The organism is Paenibacillus medicaginis (assembly GCF_042138635.1).
In the GTDB taxonomy this organism is placed as follows: Bacteria; Bacillota; Bacilli; order Paenibacillales; family Paenibacillaceae; genus Paenibacillus; species Paenibacillus medicaginis.
The window spans coordinates 99380-121698 of record NZ_JBHIRY010000009.1 but is presented as its reverse complement, the minus strand read 5'-3'; the positions used below and the strand labels follow the sequence as shown (position 1 = coordinate 121698).

Below are 22319 nucleotides of genomic sequence, written 5' to 3'. Positions count from 1 at the left end.
GTTTTAATATTGGCAGAGGTACTTTTGAGTAAATCGAATTACTGGAAAATGGCCTGTGTTAACGCAGCGTTGCGCGGAATCCCGTTCACACCGCCGTCACAGGTGTATGTCGCTCTGTATACCAGTGCGCCAACGGATTCGGACACGGGACAAGAGGTGGTTGGGGGAGGATACGCCCGACGCCCGGTTACGTTTTCGGCCCCGGTGCTCCAGGATCGGCGGGCAGTTGTAGCCAGCGCAGGAGATGTGGTTTTTCCCATTGCGTCAGCCAAATGGGGGTTAATCACACATGTGGGCATAAGAGACGCTGCAGCTGGTGGCAATCTGATCTATCACGGAGCCATTACCACGCCGCGCACGGCAGAGACGAATGATACCCTGCGGTTTTTGGCTGGGCAACTTAAAGTTAACGAGGGGTGAGGTTCTTGGAAAAAATGTATCCTGCAGTGGTTAACTCCCCAAAAACGGAATTAACAGAGTTGATCACAGATACACAAACGGAAATCATAGTTACTGATGCTTCTGCATTGCTTCAGGGTGCAGGAATTGCCGTTATCGGCAACGGGGATGCTGCTGAGACGATCACATATAGTTCTGTTGATGGCAACACATTAAAGGGCTGTGTGCGTGGCTTCGAGGGATTAGCCCGCTCTTGGGCTGCTGGTACCCGCGTCGCCCGAAACTTTACAGCATATGACCATGAGTCATTCAGGAGAAATATTGAGGGATTAGCTGACCGAATGGATGGCGATAGTCTTCAACAAGTTATTCTGTCCGCAGGTGTGCAGATATTGGAAGCGGTCAAGGCTGCGCCGTTCAGTCTAACAGGACTTACAGGGCGGACGCTGATTAATCTGATAGGCCGGGATGGGAACTGCGAAAATGTAAATAAATTTTCTGCGTGGCAGGCGACATTGGTGGCTGACTCTACAAACAAATCTCAAGGAAGTCAGTCCTTGAAAATAACAACATCAGCAGGAACTTCTGGAACAGCCTCCACACCAGGATTTCCGATCAAAGCGGGTAGTTATTATATTATCATCGCAGAGGTTAAATTAGGGTCAGGGACATCTGTTGGGCCATATATTGGCGGGTTATCAAGCAGCAAAAGCAGCGGGAATTCGACCGACAAAAGTAAATTCACTACAGTATGGAAGGCGTACAACGCAGCACCATCTGCTATTACAGCTTATGCGATAGTTGAGGTCCTCGGCGCGGTGGGGAGTATCGGTTATATTGAAGCTATTCGAGTTTACGAAATCAACGCCGCAGATTACAAGGTACTGGACAGCATGACAGCCGATCAAGTAGCCGCGAAATATCCATATGTGGACAGCGTAACGCCTGTCCGTAATCCGTATGCGATCCGGTACGGGGAGAACCTTTTGCCGTCGTTTTATGAGTGGTCGGCAAAAGAAGGTTCTCCTATACTCCTTGACGATAAACGTGTTTCTGTTACTTCAACAGATAAATTTATTCATACAGTTACTGTAATGCCGGGGCAAACATACACAGTATCCGCAAACTCTTCAGCTGCTACGGGGCGCATTGTTGTAAATAACAGCCCCGAATCAACAACAATTGCTGAAATAACTGGAGCAGGTGTAATCAGTGTTACATTTACAGTACCCGCTGGGTTGAACGCAATAGTGGTACGGCTGCTCGCAACAACGACAACCGCCATAACTATGAGTAATCCCATGCTAAACATTGGCAGCGAAGCCCAGCCGTTCGTACCGCGTGAGGATGCTATGTTTGCACTGCAAACAGACCTATACGCCGATCCGGTGACAGGGGCTAATGCTGATTCGGTTTTCGTGCAGGGCGGGCAGTATTTTAAGGCGAAGAAGTGGCAGCGGCTTGTGTTAGATGGGTCACAAAATTGGATATGGTCTGTGTCATCATATACGGGTTATAAACTGGTACAACCATATTTGAACGGCAATTATGCAGTGTTAAACAACCCTGTCAACGATTCTGGCTGGATGGTGAAGTATGATGGGAAATTACTGACCCGTGCTGCATCCGGAACCATAACATCAGCAGGGGACCAGCAGATTGTTACCGGGACTTACAATAGTGCTATTTATAACGCTTTTAACTTAACTGTTTCCAACGCAGATAGCGGATGGGGAGACAACTACACACCGACAGCCGACGAGATTAAGGCTTATTTCTTGGGCTATAAAATGGGTTATATAGACGGAAGCGGAATGTTTATCTCACCGTACAATAATACAGGCACAAAAGCGTGGAAATACGTACAAAACGATCCGTCGCAAGGAACTACCAACTGGTCTTTGGTTAAGGCTGCTGTAGATAGTAATACTTATACACCTGGATACACGCCTTACGAGCTTGTATACCAACTTGCGACGCCTACCGTCGAGCCGATTGTTTCCGAAGGTCAGCTCACGTTTAACGAGGGCAGTAATCAGGTGGAAGTAGGTACTGGTATTGTGTTGCGGGAGAGAGCTAATCCAATAGCCACAACATCCAACTCTTATAACATCAATAACTGGCATACTTCAGCAAAATTAAAGTACCAGACACGTAAAATAGTAGCTGTGTATAAGAACAGCGCGCGGGACTTTTGGAATATAATTCGTTTTAGTGCCACAAATGCGACTTATGGGGATGAATTGGCCTCACTTCCGGCTGCGAATTACGATCCATCCGCAGCCTACAGCGTCACCTACCTGATGCTTGCAACGTCTCCGATCCAGCCTATAACCGGAACCTATGCCGGAAATGAAAAGTCATTGCTGGAGGACTTGGTGGATAGCGTCACACAGCAGGAAATCCGCTTGGCAGTCGTCGAGAATAAGAAGGCAGAGAAGGACAACCCGGCGTGGATCACGCCGACGCTGCTTAATTCTTGGGTGCTTTACGATACAAATATACCCGTCGGATATTACAAGGATAGTAACGGAATAGTGCGAATGCGCGGATTTATAAAAAGCGGGGCGGTTAACTCTGTAATATTCAGATTACCGTCGGGATATCGACCTAAAAACAGTAATATGCAATTTGTGGCGTATTCTTCAGACGGTAGTAAGCAAATTTTAGGCCGTATCATTGTTTACTCAAACGGGGATGTAACAACCTACGAAGGGAATAACTGGTTATTCTCTCTTGATTCCGTTTCATTCCTAGCAGAACAATAAAAGGAGGAGCCTAATTCATGAAAGCAGTCCCCAAAGTGGATAAAAACGGACTCTTTATCGAGGACGTGATCATGGACGATTCCTTTACTGGAGTCGTCCCTTTTTATGCCGATCAACTCGTGACGGCGGAACTGCAGCCCGAAACCGATGCCGAGGAAACAGACGAGCAGCCGGAAGAGGAGCCGCAGCCTGCCGGGTACATCGTCGGCGTGCCGCTCCCTGCCGGGCTGTATAAGCCGCGTTTTGATCTTGCGGCATGGGAATCATACCAGGAAGCCGTCAGCAGTGCCCTGGATGAATATCAAGCAGCATATGACGAATGGGCCACGCTGCCAGAGGAGGAAAGAGGCGAGGCTCCCGAGTATGTGCCGCCAGAGCAACCGGCCCTTTGGGTCGAGGGGCTGACGCAGGAAGAGATTGACGAACTGACCAAGCCGCCGATTGAAGAGCCAAATGAAACGGACCTTATCGGTCAGCAACTCACACAGATGAAGCTGCAGGCCATGCAGCAGACGGCCATAGTGGATTCGCTGGGACAGGAACTGACTGCCGCAAAAATAAACAATATGCAGTTGCAGCAAATGATTAGCAGCCTGGGCAGTGAACTGGCAGCGACAAAACTTGAAATCATATCTTTGAAGGGAGCGGATCAGGTATGAGTTTTTGGCAAAAGGCATTCAAATATGGATGGATCGATGCAGAAAGCTTAAAAGGTGCCGTAAAAACAGAGACTAATCCATTTGGGGAGATAACGCCAGAAGAATACAAAGATATTACCGGCGTTGAATTCGCGTAACGGTCCCGATAGGAGGGCTCTATGTTTAATGCAGGTGGTTTTAACAGTCTTGGATTTAATACCGGGGACAATGCAGAGGGGAATATCATAGACCTCTCTGCGGAACTCTTCGGAGAAGGAGCCCTGTATTCCCGAAAGATAGAGGCTGAAACAGATTCTAATAGTGGGTTCAATGCAATGCTCTTTAACACTGTTGAAGATGAAGCAACGTTCGACTATGTATTGGAATTTGTTCTGGATATGACAATTGCTGCCGAATTGTCTGGAAGCGGGCAGGTGGAGTCTGACTTTATCCGCGAATATGTACTGACGGCGGAAGAGATGTCCGGAGAGGGGAATATGGCCTCAGCGGATTTTGTCCGTGAAATCATCTTAGAAGGAATACCAATGTCAGGCGAAGGTAGCCTATCAGCGGAATTATCTAGGTTTCACACGGAGTACATCGAATTCACCGATGCATTTAGGCCGGGTGAAGTAATTACTATTGATTCAAGCAAATTTAAAATAACCCGAAACGGAAAAAACGTTTCTCATCTTTACAATGGCGACTTTTTTGACCTTAATCTTGGGCGTAATAACCTTACCTGGACGGACCCAGAGACGGGACGGACGGTACTCTTCCGGATTACGCACCGGGACAAATATTTATATTAACGGAGGGTAAACATGGCTACTCCTACTATGCAAGTCTTTGATAAAAATTTGCGCCGTGTTGGGACATTGGTGGATTCATATGAAATCCAACGGCGACGACGAATTAATAGCGATTATGAATTGACCTTCATGGTACCTATGACCAGTGAGGATTACCGTGAAAAAATAGCAATTAAAGGCCACGTTCGGGATGAGCGTGGTCAATTTTATGTTATCCAGTCCCGCAGCCGGTCGCGGGAAGGTCGAAAACTTACGGCGAATATCTATTGTAATCACATCATGTTTAAACTCAATGATTTCAAATTCCCGTATGCATCTTATATTGCTGAAGCCTACGGTATTCACATAAGCCAGCTTACGAACTTGATTACATCTGCAACTGGAGGAAGGTTTACTTTTGTAATACATGATTCATTTGATCTGCATGACGTTAAGGACTTCGGGCGTGGAACCTGTTTGGAAGCTCTCAACCAGATTGTACAAATGTACGAGTGCGAGGTGGAGCCTGACAACTTTGTCATTAACCTTAGAAAGAAGATCGGGGCAGATAATGGGCTGCAGTACCGGCTTAAAAAGAACATCGTTTCCAGCTCCTTTAAGGATAAAGGGGAATCGCTGGTAACACGCATGTTCTCTCAAATGAAGGACGGACGCACCTTTATTGGTATGGATGCCTCCAAATTGACCGATGAGGAGCGGAGCTTACTTTCAGGAATCCCAGGTGCCATTGTTAACGGGAAACTGGCTGTGAACTATTTGATATCTCCTTATGCTCAATATTGGTCCAGTGATTCCGTACCGTTTTTTGACGGAGAAATCATAGAGCAAGACATTGAGGAACAGGGGGATTTACTTGAAGCCACCCGCAAAGCTCTCCGGGAACAGGAAGTTGTCTCTTTGGAAGTTACCGTATCTACAGCCGACCTGTTTAAAATAGACAATACTGAGCCTAAGCCGGCTTTAGGGGACACCGTAACGTGCATTGATCCGGGAATGGACATGAACAAGCTCAAGGCACGGATTACTGAGCTTAATGAGTATCCTTATAGCCAGGATAAACACAGTGAACCTACTATTTCTAATGTGAATCTTCGTGACTATACGGATATCATTTCCGACCTGGAGCGGAACAAGAATATCATCAATAACTTGTTCAGTAATGGGAAGATCCGGACGGAAGTGTTTGAATCATTTGCGAAACAAGCTGTGATCGATATTAATAATTCCAAAACTGAAATCAAATATGATCAACGCGGTATTGTCTTGCAAGATCAGACAAATGCGCTGAATCAGGTCATTATGACCTCAAACGGGGTTGTCTTAACAACTGACGGTGGTAAAACAGCAAGAACAGCAATTACGGCACTTGGCGTTGTAGCAGAGCAAATCATTGGGCAACTCGGTAACTTTGTGAGCTTAGTTATTGGTAACGGCAATAATGTTACCAAAATTAATACAAACGGAATTAGTGCCGGTCATAATGACTACAATAGCGCCCCGTTCCGGGTCGATATGCAGGGTAATGTTGTGGCAAGATCGATCAAATTAACCGGAGAAATCGACAACTCAGAAATGAAATCATCCGATATAACAGCGTCTAATATAACAGCATCCAATATTAAATCAACTACCATTACCGCATCAACCGTTAAGGCAAGCACTCTGACTGGTAATGAAATTGAAGGTGGGACGATTACGGGAACCTTGTTTCGCACAGCGAAGTCTGGCCGACGCATAGAGATTAATTCATCAGGATTGACTGCATACACTTCCGGAGGCGGCGAAGCCCTGTCTCTTGGTCAGGCATCCGATGGTGGTGGATTAGTCTTTATGGATGACGGAAGCCCGCGAGGATCGATTTACGGCGATTCCAATGGTTTAAGAATTGGTAATATGGGTGGAATATATATTAAATCAGTTGATGATATGACTTATATGCAGGGGCCTGTTGACTTTACGGGAGCAGCGGTCACAGGTTTGAAAATTTCTTCGATAGATGATTTGAAAGGAAAAATGGATGATCTTAAACGAGATTTAGATGATTTTTACGGGAGATTGTTTGAGGATTTGATCATTAATGCTACCTTCGATTCAAAATCAAGAAATCTAAAACTGTATAGTGCAGCTCGGACCGTTGCGACTGTCAATATCCCTGCGGATGAAGGTTCCAAATCATAAAGGTAAAATCTGTTTGCTGAGTCCTTAGGACAATGGTATTATTAGGACAAATATACCAGTGGAGGATTCGAATGAAAAAGTGGACTTATCTATTATCTGGTGTTGTAATTGGTGCAGTGGTGGTCACTAGCGGAAGCGCTTTTGCTGATCAGGTGAAGTCTCTAATGGGGCAGAAGGTAGCCGGGGAGTATGTGGTCCAAGTAAATGGCGGAAAGTTAGCTGATAGTGCGATTGTTGTCGATGGCAAAGCCCATGTGCCGATTCGCGCCGTATCCGATTCATTAGGAGCTGAGGTGCAAGTGGATGGAAAGACAATAAATATTACAACTTCCGAAGTTAAACTGCCTTCCGGAAGCGGAGATAACGCTTTAAACAATGGTTCTACTGGATCTGCTGAAGTGGCTGTCGATGATTCAATTTCTAAACTCTCAGAGACCACCTTAAAAAACAAAAAAGATTCACTACAGGAAAGTATCGCAGTTTATGAAGACAGTTTGGGACAATATCATAGAACGCTTGAAGCTGCGGAGAAATCGAGAAAGGGCGCGTTGGATGCTCCGAGTATCCTGGAAACCATTGATGCGAATATCGAGCAGACCAGAGCATCAATAGTCGAGGCTGAAACCAAGCTCGAAAACTACAGAGCGGAACTGGAAAAAGTCAATGCCGCACTTGGAAACTAAACTCCATCCAACAAATAGAAAGAGTGATTACCCATGATGCTATATGACTTCTTTAAATACTTTGGTAGAGCAGCAATTATTATTGGTATAGTTATCGGTTTTTTTATGTCATTGAGCGGGATTGTAGTTGGAGTTACCTTTATAGCATCTTCAATTGTGACAGGCTTATTTTTCATCGGATTTGGAGCTTTGTTGGAATCGCTTCATAAGATTCAAAAGCATATTACAGGGGAGAAAGCACCAGAGCCTAATGTACAACAAATTAAAAACTCTATTCCTGGAGTGAAAGACTAAATAATACGTAGTACAAATGGACTAATAACCGTTTAATATAAAAGCATGAAAGCCTCTGATAACTCAGGGGCTTATTTTGCGTTCAATAAGCTTTGGCAGGGAGGTGATGAAACCCGTGGCAAAAATAAAGTCTACATTGGACATTAAATTGGACCTATCAAAGCCGGTTGAGGAACTGACACAAGTAATTTCTGCTGTAATCTCTACCCAACCCGCGAGAAAAAAAGAAATACTTGAGGGGCTGGATTTGGCAGTAGGTAATGCATTGGCAGACATTAAATTTGAAGAAGGAAATCAAGAACAACAAAATGACGATGGTTCAGGAAAAGTTTCCTGAGCCTATATTGAGAGGGTGAATAACATGGATGGCGTTCAAACGGAAATGCTGCAGCGCATGACGAGGGTAGAAACCAAAGTAGATAACATGGATGAAAAGCTGGATAGAGCTATTATGGCAAGTGAGACGGCTATTGAAGCTTTGCAATCAGCAAAATCGGCTCACCATCGAATCGATAGTATTGAAGAAACGCAGAAATGGTTATGGCGTACAGTTGCCGGGGCTGTTATTACTGTAGTGATCGGAGCAATTGTGACGGCTATGAAAATTGGAGGATGAATATGGAGGGTGGACAGCTTTTCTCATGGGACGCTCTTGGCACAATGGCAGGAGCGTCCCTGCTTGTATATTTTGTTGTGCAATACACGAAAGGGTTAATTGACCGTTTTGCGCTTTGGCTCCCAACTGACGTATATGCGGTTGTTGTGGCGTGGATTGTATTAACGCTGGCTCAACTGGCTATGGGCGCCTCGAACGCTTTGGACTGGCGCATATATGTACTGGCGCTTGCAAACGCCTTTTTGGTTGCCGCTGCTGCCGGGCAAATGCAGCATAAAGCACTTAAACCACCAGGGAATAATAACAACAAAGGAGTTGATAAGTAATGCAGTCGCGGAAAATATCGAAAGCGGGCCTTGACCTGATTAAGTCATTTGAAGGTTGCCGCCTCACTGCGTACAAGCCAGTACCTACCGAAGTACATTGGACAATCGGCTGGGGGCATTACGGTTCAGACGTGCGCCAAGGGATGACCATCACGCAGGCAGAGGCGGATGCCATGCTGGCGCGGGATCTGGTCAAGTACGAGGCATACGTTAATGATCGGGATAATGTACCCGTCATTGACAAGCTGACGCAAAATCAATTCGACGCACTGGTGTCGTTTTGCTACAACTGCGGTGCGGGCAATCTCAAGGCGTTGTGTAAAGGCCGCACGGTGGCACAGATCGCCGATAACATCACCAAGTACAATAAGGCTGGCGGGAAGGTGTTGACCGGGCTGGTAAGGCGCAGAGCGGCCGAACTGGCTTTGTATAACAAACCGGATGCAGTAAAGGGAGATGATGAAAAGATGGAGAAAGCAAACACGGTTGTTAACGACAAAAAGATTGCTGACGGCGTGCTGATCGACGGGACGGTATATGTGCCGCTCCGGGCTGTTGGGGAGGCTCTTGGCGGGGCTGTGAGCTGGGACAATAAGACCAAGACGGCCACGTTGACGGTTAAGTCAAAATAGAATATATTGTAGGAAATCCGAAAGCATCGGTATAAAGCCCGCTGACCTTAATTGGTTGGCGGGCTTTTTTTGCTAAATAATCAGTCATGAGGGCGTTCAGCCTTCTTGCGTTCCGCATACTGTCGCGTAGCCTCGTTTTGTAGTTTCCGTTTACATTCGGCTGAGCACGTCGTTTTCCCGTTAACCGGGTCAAACTCCCGGCCACACCAGGCGCACTTGTCGCTCCGTTTGCGTCTCCTCACGTTCCGTTGCGGATTTATCCGCTCTTTGTTTTCGTGATAGAACGCGATACCCGTCTCGCGGTCGTACTCAGCACTATGTATCGGTTGACATTCCGGACAGAAGCGTTGCAGGCCGCTAGAGACCGTGTAAGGCTTACCGCACCTGTCGCAAATGTCCGAACTACCGATAGCGCGGTTTTCTCCTTTTCGTCTCCTGTCGCGGTACTCTGCATGCGCGATCTTCTTACGTTCTTCGCGGCATACGGGACAGTAGTACGCGCGAGGTCCACCCTTAAAACTAATCCCGCATTGTTTGCATGTACGATCTTGTATCATTGTTCTTCACCAAAGCGACTTTTCAACCACAATGGCCGCCCCTCGACAGTCGCATCCGGACGGGGGAATGATCCTCTATATCCGTCTTTCAGCGCACTTTTGGCAGACTTGCCGACACTCTGCTTAGTTACCCCAAGTTGGCGGGATAACCAAGCGGCGTCAACATATTCGAGTAGCACCACCACATTTTCGTTATTCATTCACGATCGCCTCCACCCAAGCGTTTTTAATTCTAATTTCATCATCGTCCATTTGGTAGTCGTTCCTGGTTGTGCTGCGGCCTGCAAGAATAACAGTATCGCGCCCTACGTCTCCGTATTTGCTTGCTTTTTTGATAGCTTCTTCGATGTTTGCTGCCAACTCTTCCGCTGTTTCAACGTCCATCTTCACTTCGATGCAGCACGTCCCTCCAGCGAGTTCGCCGGTTGTAAAGTAAGTAGAGCAGTCGTGCTCTAAATCCCATTCGTAAGATGGGCGGACGTCATCGCCAACTTGATACGATTCGTCTTTAGTTAATCCGCGCGCGCCGAGTATGTATTTTTCCTCTAAAGCTTCTTTTGCCAATTCAATATATTTCATGATCAGTTCTCCTTTTTGTTTTATTTCGTAATTAAATAATACTATAAAAAGTTTACTAAGTAAACCGAACAAAACGAGAACATAGTGTAAAGTATAAAAAACGCTGATCGAGTGTATCCCGAAACAGCGTTTTTGGTAGATATGAAATTTTACTTTTTTATGGAACACTCATATACATATTTGTAACCGTTGGTTGTTGGATCAAGCTGTTTATCGTATACATGCACTACTGCTCCATCGTATCTTGCAAGCAACCTTAGATCCGACTTTGTTCCCTCGAACATCTTACTGACAATATTGTCATCAATTATATCCGGCTTACTTTCAAATGGTGAAAGTAAGCCATAGTATTTTTTCGTCAAATCCAACCATTTAAAATCTTGCTCTTTGACCACACAATTTCGTCCCTCCATGCGTATCTCACAAGCTCTGGTGACGATCCATTCGGATGTTGCCCCCAAACTGGTTGATGCCACAGGCTCGCCTATAAAGGGTACATGCCATCCGGTAGTGTTAAAGGGAGGGATCAGAACGTGAACCTCATTTTTTCGATGGTTAGTTCCTCGTACTTCTATTACCCTTTGACTGGTAATATTTCTTTCAGCCCTTAACTGATCTACCGCATCCTCGTAACTCATATCAACTTTACCAGTGAAATTGTACATAATACGTTCTCCTTCACAAAGTGGGAATTGATTATAAAAATAAGATGTGGTAGTATTTCTTTGTTGCTCGTTACTCCTCGTTGCAGGAGTATGGATTGAAACTATGAATTATAGATTTGTACAAAAGGCGCTGGTTGGGTTATCCCAATCAGTGCTTTTTGTGCTACTTTTTAATGCGGGTAAGAAGACTAATTGCCAAATCCTTTCTCGCTTTACATGCAACACGGCTCTCGTTTGATGCTGCATCTGTACTAAACACCAGCTCTTGAAGTTGAATGATTGCATCATCTGCGATAGCTTTGCAGACTTTTTCCAATTTTTCTAACGAGTCAATGTTATCAAAGTTGGCCAAATTAACAGTTTCCATTTTGTTTTTCATTTCCATTTATACTCACCCCCTCAAAATAATTTAACATATGTTAATAGAAAGTGCGAGAGTTACTGTTAGGTGTAACTCTCGCTGTCCGTGTTACGCCTGCAACTCCACAACACGCAACGGCTTGTCAGCAATGATCAGGCGCTCGGCCAACTCGCTCCCCGCAGTGTCGCCGTCCTTGGTATGATCAAATCCTTTAATCGTTACGGCCGTGTATGCGCGCGCTGTGGCAATCAGGTGCGGCGGTAGGGTGCCAACTACGTATTTACCGGTTATTTGCTCTGGTGTCACCGCCTCAAGCACCTGCGGGGCCGGAGTCCACTCGCCAAACTGTTTAATCAGAAGATCAACGGTCCCCTTATGCCGGGAAACAATGACTAGTTCCATCGCGGCCACGCTGGATACGTGCTCAACCTGATACTTGCGCACGTCCAGATCGGCCGCAATGATTTCCTCTGTTGTGTTGTAAACCGTGCCGCGCGTCAACTCAAGCGCGTAGTACTCCGTTACACCTTGCTCAGCCAGGACAGACGGGGCCAGCGACGACAACACAACTTCTTCCGCGCCCCGTGAGTGGGTGGACAGCCCAACTATGGCAGCAAACCCAGAAGCGATAACCTTTTTGTTAGCAAGCAATTGAGATAATTTCATGACAACATTCCTCCAAAATTTTTATTACCCGCCTTGCAGACAGGTTGAGCGGAGCGCCGGTTGCCCAGCGGTCCCGGCTTGCACGGGACTGTCCCTAGCCCTGTAACTCAACACGCAAGTTGCAGTAGTTGGTGCTTTTGTCTGCTTTTCCGCCCCACTTGGATCGCTCGTGTAGATTGTAACCCCACGCATCCCCAAACCCATCGTTGATTAGTGCTGCAAATTTTTCCGGGTTGCTGGCAAAATCAAAAATGGAGCGTCTATCGCAATAGACAAACATATAAATTTTGATATGTGTATCGTATTTGTCGTCACCGTAGATGCTAAATTCCACATCTGCGGTGACGACGTGCTCCCTCAGAGTACTTGGTATGCTCGACTCACTGATGCATAGGGAAGCTTCGACTTGTATGGTGACGTCCTCCTGCTGCAGGGTCTTGTGAAGTCTGAGCGCTTCACAGTCCACAATGACCGCTCGGATTTCCTCTGCCGACGCCGCGAAGGTAAGGTTTTTCCACTCGTCAGCAAAATGTTCCCTTGCGTGAAGAATACGCTCACGGCGTTCTTCAAATCTTTTCTGCTCTGCTTCACGTTTAACTTCCTCTTCCTCTCTTTTTTTAATGTTATCTTTCTCTTCTTCTGAGACTGACCCTGTAACAGTCAGTCCCTTATTTAGTAAATCGTCAATTGTATGATCCAGATACAAGTGACAAGTATCCCAACTACCGTCGTAGTCCAGATCAACAGTGGTTGTGTCGTATAACAATTTGCCATAGCTGTCCAGGACGCAATCAAGGCTTTCCCCTGGAAGTAAGTCTTTATTTCCTGCATATACAGAGTAATCTGCCGAAATGGATACTCGAACTGTATCATGGGTGTTATTTGAGATTGTGTATGGCATTTTATTTTTCTCCTTTTCCGCTGCCTGCCAGATTGGTCAGGACTTACGCGATACGGATATCCGCGACCATTCCGGCCGTAGCCGGTAGGTTTCGACCCGTATCCCTCGGGTCATCATCAGGCGGGTTGAATGCTGATCGTATTACCCATACCGTCCTCCCATCCATTTATATCAGCTCCTGCGGAGAGCTCGTTAATGATATCCGCCTGATTGTCCAGATTGGACGGAACGATTTCATACAATGTCTCGCCGTTTTGTACAACCAGAAATAGATGAAGATCGTAATTAAATGCAGTTTCCGCAACTTCATATCCGTTTCGTGCCCATGTGCTCATTTTCTTTCCTCCAGTTTTATTGATATAATGGAGGGCGGGAAGGCCGTCGAAAGTTTTCCCGCCCAGGACGCCCGGATATGCTCTTATCCAGGCGGCTTTTTATTTGAATATGTGTCCCGGAATGCCTGATTCATTGCTTTCAAAAGCTCCAGGCACTCCTCGTCTGCCCACCGGCTTCGTGTTAAGGAAACGTTCACTAATTCCACGAATATGAAGCAGGCTTCATCCCGCTCCTTTATGCGCTCGAAGAAGCGCATATAATACTGATAATCACCATTGCTACTCAAGTCCATAGCAGTTCCTCCCTGCGTAAGGCCGCCGCCGGATGAAGGGGCCAAGCCCCTTAGTTATCGACTCCGTTTTCTTTGTATTTTGGTTCACACAACATGCACACGTCTTCCTCATAGTCAACTAGGTTGACCTGGTTTTCATGGTAAGTTTGCCCGCAAACAGCGCATGTTGCTACTTCGTCCTTTTCTGACAGCAGATAGGCTATATAATGATCTGACCAGCCGTTAGTTTTTAGCACCTGTATTACAACCTTTTCTGCTTCGCCGTTTCCGAACCCTAGGACCTTTAATTCCCCAGTTTCTTTTAGTAGAGCAACGTTAAAACCGACGCCTGCAGATACCCAAATTTGACCCGCGTACTTGGTGTAAGTAGCACCGTATTTGTCTACCATTGTTTTCATTTTCTTTTCCTCCCGCGTAGGGCCACCGCCAGATTGAAGGGGCAGAAGCCCCTTAATGATTAGTTGTGAGCAGCCTCAAGCTCCTGCATTTTTGAATTAACGTCATTGTGAAACATGAGGTGCCAATTGTTGTACTTAAAGCCTTTGTAGTCTTTCTCGGCACGTACTTTCTCGACCGGATAGCCCATCTCCTTCATGGCACTTTCCAGCAAGATTACATTTGCCTTTGTCGCTCTGTACTTTTTAAACATGATCATTCCTCCAGCGTAAGGCCGCCGCCAAGTTGAGGGACCGAAGTCCCTATTTTAAACGTTGAATTGCTGCGCGCATCTTGTCGCTTTTGTGTATGGACAACCAGCGATCAATGCAGTTTTGTATATCTTTATCCGATGCTCCACGCGCTCGGCGCTTGGTTATTACTCGCTTCATTGCTTCTAAAGCCTTGTTCAATTCATTCACCCCGTTTAATTTGATACCCTCATTATACAGACTTTTAAAGTCCTTGTAAATAGGTGATTTAATGATTTGAAAAGTTTTTTAAAGTCTGTATAATCGACAGTACAAGGTGAGGTGATTGTATGGCACGAATGGGGAGGCCGCCAAAAGACGAAAGCGATAAAAAGGTGCGAGAGTCTATTTACTTTGAGAAAGATATAATCGAGTGGCTCCGGGAAAAATCCGTTTCTAGTGACCGGACTATTAGTGTGGAACTTAATCGGATATTAAGACGAGCGAAAGAGCAGGAGGGATAACCTCACTGCTCTTTTTTACCATTGATAAACAAACGTATGTTCTTATATAATACAAACAAATGTTCTTAAGGAGTGGAGCGCATGACGTCAAAATACATCGGCAGAATTGTTGAAATTGTATACATGGATCAGAGCGGCAAACTGTCTCAACGCCGGATCGAGGTCCACGGTTTGAAGAATGGCTTGATTCGGGCAACATGTCAATATACTGGCCAGCCACGAACATTTCGTGAGGACAATGTGCTGGCATGGCAACCCGTATCCCAAACAGCATAGGAGGTTAACATGCTATCAGATATCGAACGGAAGCTGCTGCGAATCCTGTATAACTTTTCACACCAACAACGCCGAATACCTACGATGAATGAGTTTGAGATCAAGACCGGACGACGGCCGGAACAGATTAAACAAGCTCTTTTGGGGTTGGAGAAGAACAACTACATTACCTGGGAAGATAAATCTTCTACCCAGCAAATTTTGATTATAGAGGCTTGGGAGCGGGGAGTAAGCAAACCCAAGTCTCAGCAATCTCAGAGCAATTTGGACTATTGGACGCAATATTGAGAAGGAGGTTATTTAAAGTGTCAAAGAAACTGAATGGCAATGGAATTTTCGAGGGTTCGCGATTTATCCTTCCGGAGTTCAGGGAAGCTTACGAAGCACAAATGAGGGAGCAGGAGAGACGCGGGAAGCCGGCTCTGGATGATCAGGAAATGCAGCTGATCGAGCAGGCCTTGATCGAATCCTACAATCGGCGCGTGCCAATCACAGTGGTTGTTTTCAATCCATTTGATGATGAGGAGCTGCGCGGGATCGTTACCAGTGTGAATACAAGTCTCCGGGAGGTAAAGCTGATCCGAGGGGATGAGGATTGCAGTTGGATTAAACTGGAGGAGATCATATCTGCGACTATATAAGCAAAGCCCCGGGATCAGCCTCCCCGGGGCTCTTTTGAATGATTTGGTACTATTTAAATTGTGATTTTCAAGGTGTTGCTGCTGGAATCAAGTTCGATGCCCGCCCCAAGCCCCCGAGCAAAAACCTGAGCAGGGACATATGTTACTCCCTTAATTACCTTCGGTGCGGCGCTTGCTGTCTCGCTTGACCCGTTATAGGAAACAGTTTTGCTACCAATGGTCAAAGTCATCTTCCGCTCGCCTTTTTTGACTCCAATTTTCCCGGTGTCTTTATCGTATGTAAGAGATGCGCCCAATCCTTCAGCAATTTCACGCAAAGGAACCAGGTTTGTGTTCTGGTAAATCACCGGCTCGCTACCAAAATTGATTTTTTGTCCATTAACATAAACCTTCAACCCGGATTCTTTGTAGGTCGGCGCTGTCGGCTTAGGGGTGGAGTTTTTATGCGTTGAACTCTTGCTCGACGAAGAACCACTTGAAGAAGATCCTCCTCCATTATGATAGTGATACTCACCATCTTGCAATCCCCATTTGGCACAGTTTGTACGACAATAGTGCCCACCATTTGCATCAGTTCTACCCGGATGTGCGTTGGCAATGGTACTGGAGAACAACAGGACTAATGCAAAAGAACCAGCGATTAATTTCTTATTCATAGTTTCCTAACCCCTTTTTGGTATAATATACCTACACATGATAACATAGAGAGTCATAATTTGGGAACTGCTTGAAAAAAAGATTATCTGGTTTGATTGCTATGTAAAAATAAAAGCCTTGGGTATCTGCCCAGGGCTTGTTTTGTGGTATAATCTGGCTTGTACAACATATCAGCTAACAGGGCGGCGGCCAAATCTCCCGGAAGGGAGGTGAGGCTATGACAGTATACGAAGCATTATCTTTGATGCTCGCGTTCGGCATGTTCGTGATTGCCGTGCTGTCTTTCAATAAGCGGAAATGAGCCGCCCTGTGACTAGGTAAACGGCTCATTTCCATGTGACTGTAATTACTGGCTGACCGCTCTTTTAGCGGTTGTTGTACAGAGGGGATCGGTTGGGGCCGGTCCCTTTTTCTATTCTTATGTTATCATATTGAATTTATTCAGGCAATGCGATTGCCAAAAAGCAAAATTAACACTTGATAGGAACTAGCGTTCGTAATAAAATGAAACCAGGACCAAAATCCCAATAAAAATATTGTCAGATTGTGTGGAAAATAATACAATCACATCAACGCTTTAATACTATTATTGGGGGATATTTGAATGTTGGAGGCAGTTAGGTTTTTATTCTTTTCAACGATCGAAACAATTTCTGCGTTTGTTTTAATGCTTTCTATTTTTCGGCTCAAGGCGTCTTACTTTATATGGCCTGCCCTTTTTGTGAGTCTAATGATGAACTTGCAGAGTTTCTATTTAAGGGAAGCAACTTCATTATCATTCTTGGCCTTCACAATTAATACCTTATTGTTCATTTTGCTGTTGGCGACAGTTGTTAGAATTCCAATCATATGGGCCTCTATAATATCTATCACCGGAACATTCCTGTACACAGTGATACAGGGAATAATTATCTTACTGCTATTCGGAACCATGACTCCAGATATGCAAACTTCATCTACCGGATCGCTGATACAAGCAATAACAAGCGCATGGGTTTTAACGATATGTTGGCTCTTACATAAATTCAAAATTGGTTTCACTGCAGACTTCGAAAACTTAAGATTCAAATGGGAACATGGATTAGTAATCACCTTAATCATTGCCGTTTTGGCGATCTGTGCTTATTTGTTTTATATCAATGATTTTCCGCTGACCATAATTTTTCTGGCAATAACTTCGACAGTGTTTTTGTATTATGCAGTAAAAAAGGAGAGGGATTATTATTCTTGATGCATTGGCATATCGAATGGCAGTTCACATAAAAAACACAGTACCGGACCATCCTTCTTCCGTTGTTGTACTTAAATATGGCATATCAATTTTGATAAATACTCTTTCAACAATTTTTATCACTTTATTCATTTCTTCTTTACTTGGAACAACAATAGATGCGTTAATTGCAATGATATCTTTTGCCTTCCTGCGACAACTGACAGGAGGGATTCATATTAAGAGCAGTGGCTTGTGTATTGTGGTATCATCAGCGATGCTCATATTAATTCCTCTTTTGCAAGTTGATTCAAAATTTATCATCCCGATGTCGATAGTTAGCATTGTTTTGATTATTTTATATGCACCTTCACGAGTGGAAAGACAAACCAGGATACCTAAAGAAAAATATTATCTACTTAGAATTGCAGGGGTTTTGTTGATCGTGATCAATTTGTTTTTGAGTAGTACGATAGTTGCCATAAGCTTTTGTATTCAAAGTCTTACACTAATAGGAAGGAGGTGAAAAGTATGAACTTCATGAACCCAAAAAAATACACTTATTATAAATTTGCGGGAATGGTATCATTCCTTGCTTTACTTACGGTTGGAACCGCAAGCCTTTCTTTTATTCATAATCCCAAACCACCAGAAGAATTGCTGAAGTAGCTAGGAGGATATGTATGTTAAGCCTTGCGGTACATCAAGATATTAAAGGGATGACTGGCATTAAGAACATACCTATAAGTTCCATCCTATATATTTCAAGCCGCGATAGAGATCGGGTTGCGGTTCATACATCCGACAATACTTATTACATGATCGGTACATTAATATATTGGGAAAATGTACTGAATAACAGTGGTTATCATTTCCTAAATGTAGATAGAAGCAACACAATTAATGTCGATAATGTGGTTTGTGTAAACGAAATATTCAAGGATGCATATTTCGAACACAATAAAACGAAAGCTTCTAAAAAATGTCCTATAGCTTCACATAGATATGAAGCTATAGTCCGGGAACTGAAAGTGTTGAAACAAGATATAGTAATTATATGAGCTGCTGCTAGGCAGCTTTTTTTTGTCAAAAACAATCGAAAAGTATGTCGAAATATGCAGAATTATAGGAGGAATTCGCCCCCTGAATTTTAGTGGACAAAAAGGATGTTCTGGAGTTTAATGGAATTATTAATGATTCGTAAGTATAGGAAGGAGGAAAAAGACATGGGAAGAAATGGGGGGGATGCCGCCGCTCATATAGGTCCTTCACACTGATTTTGTTGATCACGGGTATTACTTATGGGCTAGAAAAAAATCTCCGTGATTATTTATAATAAACGACGGAGAAACACCCAAATAAAGATCGAGGTCAATACGTTTCAACCGCTTTGCTTCAAAACGGCTACCCTGGACGGAAAGCCACGTTTTTGCCTCAGAGATAATGATTCAAACAGAGTATACAGTAAACTTCACCTTTGGTAAATAATTAAGTTTGTTAATTTTTAAAAAACAATGGGGGATTGGAATATGGATTCTGAATATTTTGAGTCGTTGGTTGATAAAAAGGGAACAGAATATCTTACGGAGTTATCATTGAAATACTCACATTTTTACAGAGTACATACATCCATGGTGACTGAACTTAAGGACAAACTTTCCGGGCCAGACCTCGATAATTTATTGGAACTGGAAGAAATATTTAATGAACGCATTTGGTTATGTGTAGAATCATACAAAGAAGGAATGAGAACAGCCCTAATCAAAGCGACCAAGCATGCATGAAAAAAGCCCCTTAAAGGGGCTTTTTTAAAAGGGATATATCATTGATAACATGATGGAACAGAGGAATTTGCACATTTGGAAATGATTGCCACAATGGTCTATAAGCTGACCAAGGACGCCACAGTGGAGGATCTGCAGGAGGCCGGTCTGGACCCCCATTATGTGGCGCATGACAGAGCTCTGTTTTACGAAAATGCAGGCGGGGTGCCCTGGACAGCGGCATACATTCAGGCCAAGGGCGAAGCTTTTGTATCATGAGACTAAACAAGTGCATGCCAAGTTATTTCTATGTTTTGTCCGTCGTATATCTCTATTTTATTGATTAATTTCCTGATCGCCACCTTTGCTTTTACTCGATCCGCTCCCATGATCTCTCCCAAGAGCTTCGAGGCATTTTCTTTTAAATCCCCCGCATCAACCTTTCGTTTGAGCGCTTTCTCAAGCTTGCTGCTCAGCTTCTCTCTTTCTTTTTCGGCCCGCTCGCTGGCAACTTTCAAATCACTTGCAGAAATCAGATCATTAGTATAGGCTTCTATTTGCTTCTGGATACGATTATTAATTTTGGTCAATTGGTTTTTTAACTCTTCGACCTCATCTATGGCGGTGGAAGAAGGAGCTACCAATATTTTCAGTTCCTTCGACGATGTTTCTGCTAATCGATTGATATTTCCGATAATTTCCTTCTCAAGATCGTCCCTGTGAACTGCGTGGTATTTGCATCCATAGCCAAGGGTGTAGGATGAACAGATATAACGGTAATAGTCATAAGAAGCTGTAGTCCGTCGCACTCTTGCTGTGCTCCCTTTCATGTTTCGGCCACAATGACCGCATTTAATAAGTCCCGTCAGAAGATATGTTTCACTATCTGCATGCTTGTTTGCTGGTTTTCTACTGTCGAGAATAGCTAGAATTTTATCATGTCGATTTTTTTCTATAATTGCTGTATGGTGATCTTCCTTAATAATCCATTCTTTTGGATCGCGCATAACTGTTTTCCCGTTTTTAGATTTACGAGCATTGTATACCATGAACCCTGCGATGGTACGATTACGAATTACACGTTTTACATTAACCTGGTCCCATGGTTTACCTTTTTTTGTGGTGTAACCTTTATCATTAAGGGTCTTAGCTATCATTCGATATCCATGACCTTGTTCCGCTAAATTAGCCATTATTTGGACTGCTTTTGCTTCTTCGATATTTACTATATAAAGGCCGTCAATAATATTATACCCAAAGCATGGGCGCGTAAGGGCCTTGTCTGTGTTTCGAGCCAACGACATCATATTATCTTTCACACGCTCGCTAATACGCTCTCGTTCAAACTCAGCGAAAATCGCGAGTAATTGAAGAACCATTCTACCAACTGCCGTTGATGTATCAAAACCTTCTGATGCAGAAACATAGTTACAGTCGTGTTCTTCGAGGAGTTTGACAAATTGCAGCATATCCAATAGATCACGAGACATTCGGTCAAGTTTCGAGGTTATTACTACATCAAAATCATGATTTTTAACTCTGGATATAACTTCCTGCGCAGCTGGTCGGCGCATATCCTTTGCACTGAAACCATCATCCTCGAAAAAGACAGGTTGTTCCCATCCCATGGCAACGCAATAGGCTGACAATCGTTCTTTTTGTTCTTTTAACGAATTTCCCTTCTCAACCTGTTCATCTGTACTGACGCGTATATAAGCTGCTGATCGCATAATTATCCCCTCCATTAAAATTTGGCGTCTAGTGGAGCCATGTACCACACCATCTTACCTATGACTTTGATTGTTGTCGCTTCTGCACCTGTATAGACTCTTGCGACATGCTCGGGGTTGTAACTATCTGGTTCCAATGCAATCGAATTTTGTAGTTTAAAGAAATGCTTCAGGGTCGCGTCATAGCCATTAACTGCTACGGCCACAATTTCGCCGTTGTTCGCATCTTCGCAAGGATCTATTAAAGCATATGCTCCGTTCGGAACAATCTTGTTCATGCTGTCACCATTTACACGAAGAAGAAAAGAGTTTGGATACCGAAAAGCTACACTCTCGGGGATTTCAATAAGATCCTCAATTTGAATCATTTCAAGAGGTTGTCCAGCAGCAACCGACCCATAAAGCGGGACATTAGACGAAGATCCTTTTACAGGGGTTACAATGTACGATTCTTTTTTCTCGGCCACCTTATTGGAATATTCCTGCGAATCATCAACAAAGACCATTGGATTAACTTCAAGAAGATCCGCAATTTCTTTAATCTTCGATAGAGCGGGAGATTGCTCCCCGGATTTCCACCTACTAATAGTCGAGCGGTTTACTGACAGACGACGTGCTACTTCCGCATCTGAGTAATTTGATTTTTCGACTAGTCTTGAAAAAACACGGCTGAACGTTTGATAGGACATTGAATTGCTCCTCCTTTATAAATAGTATTATAATCAAGTATTGCGGTAAAAACAACAAAATTGTTGTGGAAACAGAAAATTCGACATAAAAAATAATTTTGTGTTGCGTTTATGACAACATTGGATTATATTGTGATTACGAGGAGGTGAGACTAGATGGCAGCATCTACTTCCGAATATGCTGAACTTTTATATCTTCGCAGAATGGTCAAAAAGCTCCCGGCACCAGATATGGCAAAGACAATCGGAGTCAGCACGGAAACGTACCTCCGATCCGAAAGGGGGGAGCGTGAATTTACGCTTGTTGAAGCGATGAAAATTGCCAACAAATTAAATATGCCTATTGCATTAGTATTTCCAAAAATTTTTGAACAAGATGTTGCGAATTAAACAACAAATTAATAGGGCAAGTCGGACAAACGGTTCGGCATACCATCTAACGAGGTGATGCCAGTGGCGAAACGCGAACGACCACAAATCAAGACAGTAGCCCATTTTAT

At 44.2% G+C, this 22319-nt stretch carries 35 protein-coding genes and 1 pseudogene; 23 read left to right on the top strand and 13 right to left on the bottom strand.

The features are described from left to right. The first annotated feature begins 9 nt into the window (after positions 1-9). From ACE5LO_RS11930 to ACE5LO_RS11910, 5 genes are read left to right on the top strand one after another with little or no spacing between them, the layout of a single operon-like run. On the top strand, positions 10-420 hold the full coding sequence (locus tag ACE5LO_RS11930; protein ID WP_375520242.1) for a phage tail fiber protein: 411 nt from the start codon (positions 10-12) through the stop codon (positions 418-420). Between the two features lie 5 nt (positions 421-425). Beyond that, the gene (locus tag ACE5LO_RS11925; protein WP_375520241.1) at positions 426-3167 is read left to right on the top strand and encodes a hypothetical protein; all 2742 of its coding nucleotides are present in this window, start codon (positions 426-428) and stop codon (positions 3165-3167) included. A gap of 17 nt (positions 3168-3184) precedes the next feature. Further along, positions 3185-3826, top strand: coding sequence for a hypothetical protein (locus tag ACE5LO_RS11920; protein WP_375520240.1), 642 nt, complete (start codon positions 3185-3187; stop codon positions 3824-3826). Then, on the top strand, positions 3823-3963 hold the full coding sequence (locus ACE5LO_RS11915) for an XkdX family protein (RefSeq protein WP_375520239.1): 141 nt from the start codon (positions 3823-3825) through the stop codon (positions 3961-3963). The genes ACE5LO_RS11920 and ACE5LO_RS11915 overlap by 4 nt, the downstream gene beginning before the upstream one ends. Before the next feature lie 21 nt (positions 3964-3984). Then, positions 3985-4617, top strand: a complete 633-nt coding sequence (locus ACE5LO_RS11910) for a phage distal tail protein (protein WP_375520238.1) — start codon at positions 3985-3987, stop codon at positions 4615-4617. On the opposite strand, the gene ACE5LO_RS11905 is transcribed toward ACE5LO_RS11910, so the two are convergent. Beyond that, on the bottom strand, positions 4614-4703 hold the full coding sequence (locus tag ACE5LO_RS11905) for a twin-arginine translocation signal domain-containing protein (RefSeq protein ID WP_375520323.1): 90 nt from the start codon (positions 4701-4703) through the stop codon (positions 4614-4616). The two genes, ACE5LO_RS11910 and ACE5LO_RS11905, sit on opposite strands and share 4 nt — an antisense overlap. Between ACE5LO_RS11905 and ACE5LO_RS11900 the strand changes: the two genes are divergently transcribed. From ACE5LO_RS11900 to ACE5LO_RS11870, 7 genes are all read left to right on the top strand, one after another. Further along, positions 4687-6795 carry a phage tail protein gene (locus tag ACE5LO_RS11900; RefSeq protein ID WP_375520322.1) on the top strand — a complete coding sequence of 703 codons (2109 nt, stop codon included), beginning with the start codon at positions 4687-4689 and terminating at the stop codon, positions 6793-6795. The genes ACE5LO_RS11905 and ACE5LO_RS11900 overlap by 17 nt on opposite strands. 71 nt (positions 6796-6866) lie before the next feature. Next, positions 6867-7478, top strand: a complete 612-nt coding sequence (locus tag ACE5LO_RS11895) for a stalk domain-containing protein (protein ID WP_375520237.1) — start codon at positions 6867-6869, stop codon at positions 7476-7478. A gap of 33 nt (positions 7479-7511) precedes the next feature. Further along, a complete protein-coding gene (locus ACE5LO_RS11890; RefSeq protein ID WP_375520236.1) occupies positions 7512-7772 on the top strand; it encodes a hypothetical protein in 261 nt (86 codons plus the stop codon). Between the two features lie 115 nt (positions 7773-7887). Further along, positions 7888-8109: a hypothetical protein gene (locus ACE5LO_RS11885; RefSeq protein ID WP_375520235.1), complete on the top strand. Its 222-nt coding sequence runs from the start codon at positions 7888-7890 to the stop codon at positions 8107-8109. Between the two features lie 24 nt (positions 8110-8133). Further along, positions 8134-8388, top strand: a complete 255-nt coding sequence (locus tag ACE5LO_RS11880; RefSeq protein WP_375520234.1) for a hemolysin XhlA family protein — start codon at positions 8134-8136, stop codon at positions 8386-8388. A 2-nt stretch (positions 8389-8390) separates the two neighbouring features. Then, entirely contained in the window at positions 8391-8714 is a 324-nt protein-coding gene (locus ACE5LO_RS11875; protein WP_375520233.1) for a hypothetical protein, read from the top strand. Next, complete coding sequence (locus ACE5LO_RS11870) at positions 8714-9346, top strand: glycoside hydrolase family protein (RefSeq protein ID WP_375520232.1); 633 nt, start codon at positions 8714-8716, stop codon at positions 9344-9346. The genes ACE5LO_RS11875 and ACE5LO_RS11870 overlap by 1 nt, the downstream gene beginning before the upstream one ends. Positions 9347-9899: 553 nt before the next feature. Here ACE5LO_RS11870 and ACE5LO_RS11865 read toward each other — a convergent pair. The 9 genes from ACE5LO_RS11865 to ACE5LO_RS11825 all read right to left on the bottom strand — a co-directional run bounded on the left by ACE5LO_RS11865 (position 9900) and on the right by ACE5LO_RS11825 (position 14352). Continuing rightward, positions 9900-10103: a hypothetical protein gene (locus ACE5LO_RS11865; protein ID WP_375520231.1), complete on the bottom strand. Its 204-nt coding sequence runs from the start codon at positions 10101-10103 to the stop codon at positions 9900-9902. Beyond that, the gene (locus tag ACE5LO_RS11860; protein ID WP_375520230.1) at positions 10096-10482 is read right to left on the bottom strand and encodes a hypothetical protein; all 387 of its coding nucleotides are present in this window, start codon (positions 10480-10482) and stop codon (positions 10096-10098) included. The genes ACE5LO_RS11865 and ACE5LO_RS11860 overlap by 8 nt, the downstream gene beginning before the upstream one ends. Before the next feature lie 149 nt (positions 10483-10631). After that, the gene (locus ACE5LO_RS11855) at positions 10632-11147 is read right to left on the bottom strand and encodes a hypothetical protein (RefSeq protein WP_375520229.1); all 516 of its coding nucleotides are present in this window, start codon (positions 11145-11147) and stop codon (positions 10632-10634) included. 163 nt (positions 11148-11310) lie between these two features. Continuing rightward, the gene (locus ACE5LO_RS11850; protein ID WP_375520228.1) at positions 11311-11532 is read right to left on the bottom strand and encodes a hypothetical protein; all 222 of its coding nucleotides are present in this window, start codon (positions 11530-11532) and stop codon (positions 11311-11313) included. A gap of 84 nt (positions 11533-11616) precedes the next feature. Next, positions 11617-12174 carry a CRISPR-associated protein Csx16 gene (locus ACE5LO_RS11845; RefSeq protein ID WP_375520227.1) on the bottom strand — a complete coding sequence of 186 codons (558 nt, stop codon included), beginning with the start codon at positions 12172-12174 and terminating at the stop codon, positions 11617-11619. Between the two features lie 94 nt (positions 12175-12268). Continuing rightward, a complete protein-coding gene (locus ACE5LO_RS11840) occupies positions 12269-13075 on the bottom strand; it encodes a hypothetical protein (RefSeq protein WP_375520226.1) in 807 nt (268 codons plus the stop codon). Between the two features lie 116 nt (positions 13076-13191). Then, positions 13192-13410, bottom strand: a complete 219-nt coding sequence (locus tag ACE5LO_RS11835) for a hypothetical protein (RefSeq protein ID WP_375520225.1) — start codon at positions 13408-13410, stop codon at positions 13192-13194. Between the two features lie 343 nt (positions 13411-13753). Beyond that, on the bottom strand, positions 13754-14101 hold the full coding sequence (locus ACE5LO_RS11830) for a hypothetical protein (protein ID WP_375520224.1): 348 nt from the start codon (positions 14099-14101) through the stop codon (positions 13754-13756). Positions 14102-14160: 59 nt separating this feature from the next. After that, positions 14161-14352, bottom strand: a complete 192-nt coding sequence (locus tag ACE5LO_RS11825; RefSeq protein WP_375520223.1) for a hypothetical protein — start codon at positions 14350-14352, stop codon at positions 14161-14163. Positions 14353-14934: 582 nt separating this feature from the next. On the opposite strand from ACE5LO_RS11825, the gene ACE5LO_RS11820 reads away from it, so the two are divergent. The 3 genes from ACE5LO_RS11820 to ACE5LO_RS11810 are packed head-to-tail and all read left to right on the top strand — an operon-like array spanning position 14935 to position 15770. After that, positions 14935-15129 carry a hypothetical protein gene (locus ACE5LO_RS11820; protein WP_375520222.1) on the top strand — a complete coding sequence of 65 codons (195 nt, stop codon included), beginning with the start codon at positions 14935-14937 and terminating at the stop codon, positions 15127-15129. 9 nt (positions 15130-15138) lie between these two features. Then, the gene (locus ACE5LO_RS11815; protein ID WP_375520221.1) at positions 15139-15417 is read left to right on the top strand and encodes a hypothetical protein; all 279 of its coding nucleotides are present in this window, start codon (positions 15139-15141) and stop codon (positions 15415-15417) included. 17 nt (positions 15418-15434) lie between these two features. Then, a complete protein-coding gene (locus tag ACE5LO_RS11810) occupies positions 15435-15770 on the top strand; it encodes a YolD-like family protein (RefSeq protein ID WP_375520220.1) in 336 nt (111 codons plus the stop codon). Positions 15771-15823: 53 nt separating this feature from the next. Here the strand turns inward: ACE5LO_RS11810 and ACE5LO_RS11805 are convergent, their stop codons facing one another. After that, entirely contained in the window at positions 15824-16426 is a 603-nt protein-coding gene (locus tag ACE5LO_RS11805; RefSeq protein WP_375520219.1) for a copper amine oxidase N-terminal domain-containing protein, read from the bottom strand. A gap of 218 nt (positions 16427-16644) precedes the next feature. Between ACE5LO_RS11805 and ACE5LO_RS11800 the strand changes: the two genes are divergently transcribed. The 7 genes and pseudogenes from ACE5LO_RS11800 to ACE5LO_RS11770 all read left to right on the top strand — a co-directional run. Further along, positions 16645-16728, top strand: coding sequence for a putative holin-like toxin (locus tag ACE5LO_RS11800; RefSeq protein ID WP_375520321.1), 84 nt, complete (start codon positions 16645-16647; stop codon positions 16726-16728). A 303-nt stretch (positions 16729-17031) separates the two neighbouring features. After that, on the top strand, positions 17032-17658 hold the full coding sequence (locus ACE5LO_RS11795; RefSeq protein WP_375520218.1) for a hypothetical protein: 627 nt from the start codon (positions 17032-17034) through the stop codon (positions 17656-17658). Positions 17659-17674: 16 nt separating this feature from the next. Then, a complete protein-coding gene (locus tag ACE5LO_RS11790) occupies positions 17675-18163 on the top strand; it encodes an accessory gene regulator ArgB-like protein (protein WP_375520217.1) in 489 nt (162 codons plus the stop codon). 5 nt (positions 18164-18168) lie between these two features. Then, positions 18169-18306 (top strand): AgrD family cyclic lactone autoinducer peptide, encoded by a 138-nt coding sequence (locus tag ACE5LO_RS11785; protein ID WP_375520216.1) that lies wholly within the window; start codon positions 18169-18171, stop codon positions 18304-18306. Positions 18307-18320: 14 nt separating this feature from the next. Beyond that, positions 18321-18698: a LytTR family transcriptional regulator DNA-binding domain-containing protein gene (locus ACE5LO_RS11780; RefSeq protein WP_375520215.1), complete on the top strand. Its 378-nt coding sequence runs from the start codon at positions 18321-18323 to the stop codon at positions 18696-18698. Positions 18699-19166: 468 nt separating this feature from the next. Then, entirely contained in the window at positions 19167-19421 is a 255-nt protein-coding gene (locus tag ACE5LO_RS11775) for a hypothetical protein (protein WP_375520214.1), read from the top strand. A gap of 54 nt (positions 19422-19475) precedes the next feature. Beyond that, positions 19476-19664: pseudogene (locus tag ACE5LO_RS11770) on the top strand (manganese catalase family protein); the annotation flags it as partial. A gap of 17 nt (positions 19665-19681) precedes the next feature. Here the strand turns inward: ACE5LO_RS11770 and ACE5LO_RS11765 are convergent. Together ACE5LO_RS11765 and ACE5LO_RS11760 are read right to left on the bottom strand one after the other, a co-directional pair. Beyond that, positions 19682-21130: a recombinase family protein gene (locus ACE5LO_RS11765; protein WP_375520213.1), complete on the bottom strand. Its 1449-nt coding sequence runs from the start codon at positions 21128-21130 to the stop codon at positions 19682-19684. Between the two features lie 14 nt (positions 21131-21144). After that, positions 21145-21819 (bottom strand): LexA family protein, encoded by a 675-nt coding sequence (locus ACE5LO_RS11760; protein WP_375520212.1) that lies wholly within the window; start codon positions 21817-21819, stop codon positions 21145-21147. Between the two features lie 156 nt (positions 21820-21975). Here ACE5LO_RS11760 and ACE5LO_RS11755 point away from each other — a divergent pair, with 156 nt between their 5' ends. Further along, entirely contained in the window at positions 21976-22209 is a 234-nt protein-coding gene (locus tag ACE5LO_RS11755) for a helix-turn-helix transcriptional regulator (RefSeq protein ID WP_375520211.1), read from the top strand. The last annotated feature ends 110 nt before the right edge of the window (positions 22210-22319 follow it).